The sequence below is a fragment of the Amycolatopsis echigonensis genome, assembly GCF_014174495.1.
GTDB classification, from domain to species: domain Bacteria; phylum Actinomycetota; class Actinomycetes; order Mycobacteriales; family Pseudonocardiaceae; genus Amycolatopsis; species Amycolatopsis echigonensis.
The window spans coordinates 1-2,188 of sequence record NZ_JACJHR010000205.1 but is presented as its reverse complement, the minus strand read 5'-3'; the positions used below and the strand labels follow the sequence as shown (position 1 = coordinate 2,188).

At 68.3% G+C, this 2,188-nt stretch carries 2 protein-coding genes; both read right to left on the bottom strand.

Annotated elements, in window-relative coordinates; genetic code table 11:
* Positions 1–685 (bottom strand): IS21-like element helper ATPase IstB (gene istB / locus H5411_RS46245; RefSeq protein ID WP_246370528.1); only part of this gene is annotated, 685 nt, incomplete at its 3' end.
* 5 nt (positions 686–690) lie between these two features.
* Positions 691–2,046: an IS21 family transposase gene (gene istA, locus H5411_RS46240; protein WP_183127992.1), complete on the bottom strand. Its 1,356-nt coding sequence runs from the start codon at positions 2,044–2,046 to the stop codon at positions 691–693.
* Positions 2,047–2,188: the final 142 nt, after the last annotated feature.

Genomic DNA, 2,188 nt, shown 5'->3' with positions numbered 1-2,188 from the left:
CGACAGTGGCGTCACCGAAAGCTGTTGCCCAGTCAGCAATCCCGACGTTTGTCGTCAAAATCGTCGACGACTTCAGGTAACGCTGATTGATCACCTGGAACAACGCCGACGCCCCGTCGCCAGGCAGCGGTAGGTAGCCCAGCTCATCGATCACGAGCAGCTTCGGTCCGGCGAAGAACCGCATGCAGGTCGCCCACCGCCCCTCGACTGCGGCCTTGTGACAGCGAGCAGCAAGGTCTGCGGCGGTGGTGAAGTAGACCCGGTGCCCGGCCTCGGCCGCGCCGCGCGCCAGCGCGGTGGTCAACATCGTCTTCCCAACCCCCGGCGGCCCGACGAACAACACATTCGAGGCGTCGTCGAGAAAACGCAGCGTCGCGAGGTCCCGGATCAGCTTCTCGTCGACCCCGGGTTGCGCGGCGAAGTCAAAATCCGACAGAGTCCAGGGATCGGGCAGACAAGCGAACCGCAGCCGTCCGGCGAGGCGACGGGCTTCGGTGGCGTTGACCTCGATCTCCAGCAGCCGCTCGAGCGCGGCGGTCATGGACAGGTTCTCGTGCCGGACCTCATCGAGAACCCTCGGCAGGGCTTCGGCGGCGTTGTCGAGTTTGAGGTAGGAGAAGTGCGCGCGCAGTTGCTGGTAGCGGCGGGCTTCGCTCATCTGTGGCGCGGATTTGTTGGCAGACAACAGGTTCAACCTTTCCTGGATTCCTTGGTGGGCGCGCTGTCGAGCTTGGCGGCGGTGGCCGCGTAGGCGGACAGATCGATCACGACGTGGGCCGCGGGCCCCGTCGCAGGCAGGCCGCGCAGTCGTGCCGCTTCGGCCAACGCCGCCGCCGAGGGCGGACGGCGGGTCTTGTGGGTGCAGGGCCGATCCGTGGTGAACGCGCCCAGCGCGGCTTTTTCCAGCGCGGCGACGTGCCCGTCGTCGCGGATCAGCCGCCCGGCGCCATCGAGGGCACGGTGGTGCAGCGCGACTGTCGCGCCGCCGGCGGTGACGATGCGCAGCTCGTCCGCGCCGAGCCGGTGACGGACCTGAACCGCGGCACCGCCCAGTCCCGGAGGAACCGAATAATGGTTGCCACGAAAGGAAACCAGCGCCTGCGGTGTCACGATCCGGGTCACGTCGAACTCGGCGGGGAACGCCACCAGCGGCGGCGGCCGCAGCGCCTCCTCGGCGGCCAGCGCGGCGACAGTGGTGGGTTCGCCGTCGCGGACCCGGCGGCGATCGTCGAGCTTGACCGCGAGCCGGTCCAACCCGGCTTGCGCCTCGGCGATGGTCGCGTCGTCAGCGACGGTGCGCCACCATCGCTGCGCGGCCGAGTGATTCGCCTTCTCCACAACACCTTTGCGGTTCCCGCGTCGCGGCGGGCAAACCACGGAGCGGACTCCGTAGTGCTTGGCAGCCTGGGCGAACGCGGCGGTCAGCCGGCCCGTGGACGGGTAGCAGACGGTCGCCATGCGGTCGAAGCGCCAGTCGTGAGTGGTGCCGCCGAGTTTGCGCACGACGGCGTCGAGGGCCTCGATGAGATGCGGGAAGTCTTCGGCCTCAGTGAGAACACCACGCCACCGGCCCGAATACGCCAGCGCGCCGACCAACAGATGCGCGTGCCGACCGACACCCCAATCCGCTGGCGGGTTGGGCAACTCCACCCAGTCGAACTGGGTCTCGTCGCCCGGTGGATGGGCAATGATCGCGACGTCCCGGCCGCGAGCGACCTGACAGGGCTCGCAGTGCGGGCGCAGCTGGTGGCGGCGCAGCGCGCGGGTGAAGGTCGAATAGCCGCCGCGGTAGCCCAGCTCGGCGAGCTCGTCGAGCAGGGTGGACGCCCACAGATGCGGGTCGTCGGCAAGCCGGGTCCGGCAGTAAGCCACGAAGGGGTCGAACGGGTCCGGACCTGCGGGTTTGCGCTTGCCGGGCTCCTGTTCGCCGGACAGGTACCGGCGGATGGTCTTGCGGTCACGACCGAGATGTCGGGCGATGGCTGAGATCGACCAGCCTTGATCGCGCAGCGCCTGCGCTTCCACGTCTTCCTCCAGCGAGAGCATCCACCCTCCAGCGACGGTCCACGGTGATCAACACCGAAACCGTCACCCGAGGGTCGTTGACCAGCGCAAACGACGCGCCGACAGGACACCCAACTGGGGATTTTCAGAGAGCAGGACTGGCCCTATTCACAGAGCGCCATCA